Origin of the sequence: uncultured Lutibacter sp., from assembly GCF_937891065.1 — a bacterium.
Classification (GTDB): domain Bacteria; phylum Bacteroidota; class Bacteroidia; order Flavobacteriales; family Flavobacteriaceae; genus Lutibacter.
Genome location: NZ_CALAEQ010000092.1, coordinates 1 through 6,036 on the forward strand (window position 1 = coordinate 1; position 6,036 = coordinate 6,036).

At 30.3% G+C, this 6,036-nt stretch carries 4 protein-coding genes; all 4 read left to right on the plus strand.

Features of this window, described 5'->3' with window-relative positions:
* Positions 1–197: 197 nt before the first annotated feature.
* The 4 genes from Q0352_RS05180 (at position 198) to cysK (ending at position 4,769) form a co-directional block, all read left to right on the plus strand.
* Positions 198–359 (plus strand): hypothetical protein, encoded by a 162-nt coding sequence (locus Q0352_RS05180; RefSeq protein ID WP_299524652.1) that lies wholly within the window; start codon positions 198–200, stop codon positions 357–359.
* Positions 360–940: 581 nt separating this feature from the next.
* Entirely contained in the window at positions 941–1,990 is a 1,050-nt protein-coding gene (locus Q0352_RS05185; protein WP_299524655.1) for a hypothetical protein, read from the plus strand.
* 34 nt (positions 1,991–2,024) lie between these two features.
* Positions 2,025–3,395 carry an MBOAT family protein gene (locus tag Q0352_RS05190; RefSeq protein WP_299524658.1) on the plus strand — a complete coding sequence of 457 codons (1,371 nt, stop codon included), beginning with the start codon at positions 2,025–2,027 and terminating at the stop codon, positions 3,393–3,395.
* Positions 3,396–3,848: 453 nt separating this feature from the next.
* The gene (gene cysK / locus Q0352_RS05195) at positions 3,849–4,769 is read left to right on the plus strand and encodes a cysteine synthase A (RefSeq protein ID WP_299524661.1); all 921 of its coding nucleotides are present in this window, start codon (positions 3,849–3,851) and stop codon (positions 4,767–4,769) included.
* The last annotated feature ends 1,267 nt before the right edge of the window (positions 4,770–6,036 follow it).

Below are 6,036 nucleotides of genomic sequence, written 5' to 3' on the forward strand. Positions count from 1 at the left end.
TTGTACTAATTGAAAACGGAGAAGAAATTAAACGATTTGCTGGAGCAATGACAATAAATGATTTAAATAGATTCTGTGATACAAAGTAATGATAAACTGCACCTTAGAACTCCTGAAATTTATGCTTACATTTAAACTAAATAACGAACTAACAACATTCAACTAATGTTTTTCTATAACCAAAAAAACAGGCAAATATGAATAAAGCTAGAATTTTAGGAGGAATATTAATAATAACTGGAGGTATCTCGATTTTTGTTTTTGATAATGATGGAATTGGATTTCTATCTGGGATATTATTTGGTTTGGGAATCGGATTTGTTTTAACTGGAAGATTTAGTTATAAAAGTAAAGTATAAACAAATTGACAAATACAATCAAAATGACTTATATCATACTTCTTTGGCTGAATTAAACCTATTTTAGACAATCAAAAATTGCAATTTCAAAATAAAATTAATAGTAACAATATGCTTTTATCATATACTATAATAATTGATAAGGATTATATGTTGTTTGGTTAAAAGGAGTTGCTAGTAATTGTGACTCGTGTACTTTCCTTTCATAGGCTGACTAAAAAAAGATAACTTACTCAAATATACAAGAAAGAATTAAAACCATCTTGTGAAAAACACTGCCAAGAAGTAGGTTTCGATTTAAAACTTGTAATCATTGATCAAACCCAAAATATTGTATGTTTATCAACTATATTGCTAAACATACAATATTTTAGATTTTCAATCAATTATTAGTGAAAGCTATTACCACTTAGTTTAAAATGCTTATTATCACTTGTATATATCTGTAACTTTTGTTACATTGCTGCTAAAATTGCAAGAATAATATCTGAAAACTACGATTATTCGGAAATCTACTTGGGTTAAAAGCAGTGCATACTAGAAAATTAAATTGCAAATTGAATTGAATTAAACCAACTATTATGAACTTAAAAAAAACATTTATTGTTACAGCTATATTAAGTTTAGTTGTAATAGGAACATGGGAGCTTTTTTGGCGTTATCAAGGAATTTATCCAACATTAGACGATAATGAAGCCCTTTGGGCAGTGCAACGTGCAAGAGTAGAAAAAATCTCAAGCAATAACGTTTTGCTTATGGGTTCCTCAAGAGTACTTTTTGACATGCAATTAGATGAATGGGAAGCACAAATAGGTATTCGGCCAATTCAACTAGCGTCAGTTGGCAGCTCACCTTTACCCATTTTTCATGATGTTGTAACTAATACTAATTTTGCTGGAACCATAGTCGTAGGAATCACACCAGGGTTATTTTTTTCAACTACTTCACCAGATGCACAGCCTTGGCAATGGCCACAGTCAAAAGTAGATTATTACAAAAAAAGAACCTATGCTCAGATTTCAAATCATATGTTATCATTACCTCTTCAAAAAAAATTAGCATTTTTAAGTGATGACCAAGGTATTGATGGTATTAAATTAAAAGAATTGATTGGCAAAATAAATATAGGAAATCGGGTTGTTGATCCAATGCCTCCTTTTCATGAATTTGGTGAAATTGCAGAAGACAGAAATAATGTCATGAAACAAATAACAGTAACAGATACAGCCTATGCCAATTCTGTAATTAAAGTGTGGCAGTTTTTTATGAAAGGTGCAGCAAGTGGACCACCGCCAGACAAAGCCTCAACAATGACTTTCTTTTTAAACGATTTAAAAGTATTTGAAGCTCGTGGTGGTCATGTAATTTTAATAAGGTGCCCATCAAGTGGTACATTAAGAGCAGGAGAAAATATGGGAGTGCCAAGAGCTAATTTTTGGGAGGATTTAGTAAAACAAGCAAATGTTCCAAGTTATCATTTTGAAGATTATGACAATTTAAAGGGGCTTATTTGTCCGGAAGAATCTCATTTGTCAGAAGAAGATGCACAATATTTTACTACAGAATTAGTAGGAATCATGAAAAAAGATGGCACTTTAATTAACTTAAAATCTACAAACCATGCTCTTTAATTCATTAAGTTTCGTCGTGTTTTTAATTATAGTCTTGGCACTATATTATTCAAAAATATTTAACTGGACAGGTAAAAAGAGGATGCTTCTTTTTGCAAGTTATATTTTTTATGGGTTATGGAATCCGCCATTAGTTATTTTACTTTGGATTTCAACAATTGTAGATTGGATTACTGGAAAAAAATTAGCTATTGAAGAAAATAAACGAAAAAGGTTACTATGGTTATTGTTGAGTATGTCTGTCAACCTTGGGTTTTTAGGATTTTTTAAATATCGTGATTTCCTTATGGATAATTTTACCACCGTTTTAAATACGTATGGTTATGGTTATCAATCAACACATATGGATATTATATTACCTATGGGAATTTCATTTTACACCTTTCAAACGATGTCTTATACTATAGATATGTATTTGAAAAGAACAGAACGTGCCAAAACCTTTTTAGATTTTGCATTGTATGTTACATTTTTTCCACAGTTAGTAGCTGGTCCTATAGTAAGAGCCAAAGATTTGATATCACAGTTTTATGAAGAAAAAAGAGCCACTTTAAATCAATTCATTTGGGGGTTGTTTTTATTGACTTTAGGCTTATTTCAAAAAGTTGTGATGGCCGATACGTTGTTATCAGACACTGTTGATAAAGTGTATAGCTCAGATAAAATTTTAAATTTTTGGGATGCCTGGATGGGAACATTAGCTTTTTCAGGTCAAATCTTTTTTGATTTTGCAGGTTATTCTACCTGCGCCATTGGAATCGCCTTAATGTTAGGAATTATCTTACCCGATAACTTTAAATATCCATACGCTTCTTTAGGCTTTTCTGATTTATGGCAACGATGGCATATCACCCTATCTTCATGGTTACGCGATTATTTATATATCCCATTAGGTGGAAATCGTCATGGTGTAGTTAGGATGTATGCAGCACTTATGATAACGATGTTATTAGGTGGACTTTGGCATGGAGCCGCTTGGACCTTTATAGTTTGGGGTGGATTACATGGTACTTATTTGATATTAGAAAGATTACAACGCCAATATATACCCTTTAAAATCACAAAATGGAACGGTATGTTTTTGGCATTCACAACCTTTACCTGTATTAATATTACCTGGGTGTTTTTTAGGGCTAGAGAGTTTAAAACAGCATGGAATATGATTAGTTCTATGTTTTATTTTAATCCGGACGGAGAAAAAGTTTTAGGTTCTTTTGATATTTTAAAAGTAGGCATTATTATAGGTATACTATTTTTATGCCACTGGTTTATGAGAAACACCTCCGTTGAAGCAGTTTCAAAAAAAATATCACCAATTGTATTAGCTGTAGTTTGGGCCGTCATGTTTTTCTTGGTTGCCATTGCACAAGGTAGTGGTGAACAGTTTATTTATTTTCAGTTTTAATGGAAAATAATTTCTTGATGTTATGTATCCAAGTTTCCTTTGAAATTTTCATTTCCATAAAGACGGAAACCCTACGAAACGAGGAATTTTATAAATTGAATTTCAATTATTAAACGAGCCTGCTAAAAATTTTCGCAAAAAAAGAAAGATGAATAGAGAACAGCATATGATTGTTAAAAATAAAACCCGAAACAAAACTAAATATCTAAGATTCGGACTTTGAGGAATAAACGGTTTGATTTTAGCACAAAAACGAAAAAATAAACAGAGCGAAAAAATAAACAGAAAAATTCTAACAAACCGAAAAATCTTCGATTTTCCAGTTGTACAAATCTAATAAAACCCCGTTAGCCTTCATTATAAAAAACTAAATAACAGAATGTTTAGAATTACACGAATAATTTTAAAAGGTATAGACTTAAATATAAAAACTAACAAATTAATATATAAAATATGAAAATCAATAACATTTTAGAAGGCATTGGTAACACACCAGTTGTACGATTGTCTAAATTATTTCCAACTGCAAATGTTTGGATGAAACTTGAAAAAGCTAATCCAGGAGGAAGCATAAAAGACAGAATTGCATTATCTATGATTGAGGATGCTGAAAAAAGAAATATTTTAACTCCGGATACAGAAATTATTGAGCCTACATCTGGAAATACTGGTATCGGCTTAGCAATGGTTGCTGCAGTTAAAAACTACAAACTAACTCTTGTAATGCCCGAATCAATGTCTGTTGAAAGAAGATCTTTAATGGCAGCTTACGGAGCTAATCTTGTACTAACTCCAAAAGAGTTAGGCTTAGGTGGTACCATTGCAAAAGCTAATGAATTAGTTGCAAATAATAAAAATGCGTGGATGCCTTCACAATTCACAAACCAAGCAAACCCAGAAATACATCGTAAAACAACTGCTTTAGAAATTGCTAATGATTTTCCTGAAGGTTTAGATTATTTAATTACTGGAGTTGGTACTGGTGGTCATATTACTGGTATTTCTGAGGGTTTAAAGGAAACTTTTTCAAATTTAAAGGTTATAGCAGTTGAGCCTAATGATTCTGCAATAATCTCTGGAGGAGAACCAGGACCTCATCCTATACAAGGTATTGGACCAGGTTTTTTCCCAGAAGTTTTCAATAAAAATTCAATTGATGGCGTCATTAAAATAACAAAAGACGAAGCATTTTCAGAAGTTCAAAATTTAGCAAAAACTGAAGGCATTTTAGTAGGTATTTCTACAGGAGCTTCTTTAGCTGCTGTTAGAAAACAATTACAAACTTTAAATGGTAAAGAAACAATACTAACTATGAATTATGATACTGGCGAGCGCTATCTTTCTATTGAAGACCTATTTTCAAAGTATTATTAATCCTGATATTATATTTTAAATAAATTTCAATCAAGCTATAATTTTTGAACAAAATAGCGCACGTTATTTGAAACAAACTTGGAATAAAATTGAAGAACGTACTGGCCAGGTATAAGTTGAAATAGATTCAGAAATGAAAGGCAATACTTAGTTTGTACTAGTCGTTTTTCAATTTCGCGGAATTAAAAAAAATAACTAAAGGCCAACACCTCATAAAATTTATGCTTAAATTTGATTTAATACATACGACAAACATTCAACTAACAATTTGCTACGGCAGAAAAATCTCCGATTTTTAAGTAGCACAAATCTTATAAGTATTCCAAGGTCAAATCCTAATATATTATCACGTTTTTTTTAAGCTGCATATTTTTATAATTAAATTAATAATTGTTGCTATGACTATTACCTTTAATGGGTTCTAATAAACCTAGTATTCCAAGTGGTCCTAAGCAACCTAAGAGAGACAAGAGGACTAATACTTATAATAGAGCTTAAATCTAAAACCCGTTTTAGTTCTCCTCTTGTTTCTTAGTAAAGTTAATAAGCATAATTTTTATAGTGCTAAATAAAGAAACTCGTTGGCAACAATTAAAAACATTTTAACTAAAAAAATGAAAAATGGAAAATAGTTGGATTATTGCAATAGTACTGTTTTTAATAATCATTTTTCTTTATTGGAGAATTTCTAAGAATTATTTCAAAAATGAAGTTTTTAGCAAAGGGACTTGGGAAAATTGGGGAACGAGATTATTTTATTGGCAAGGAGCAATTTTCGTCAGTATTGGACTTACAACTCTAATATTTTTTCTCTTAAAGTGGACAAATGTTTTAACTTTTTAGAAAACTAAAAGACAAAATAGAGTAACTACTAAAAAATCTCGGATTTTCTAAACGAACAAATCTTATAAAACTCATTGGCAAGACTCAATAGGTATGCTAAAAGAGGTTTAACTTCCTATTAGATGTGGATTATTGATAAGGAATAATGAATTATCTCTTAGAAATAGCAAAAAAAATTGTACATTTAATATAAGTTTAATTGTACAATTAAATTTAAAATATTATAGAATTATTTTGATAAAAAAGTACTATTTTTACAAGATTGTAAAAATAATTGAAAGGAGACTGAAGGTTAACTTTAAATAAAGTTACAAATAAATTGCATTACTAAATACTTGTAATTAAAATAGTTACTAACAATTTTAAAGTTAATACATAAAAGAATACGATGGCCATACGTTACAGAATTACCAAGCGAACAAAT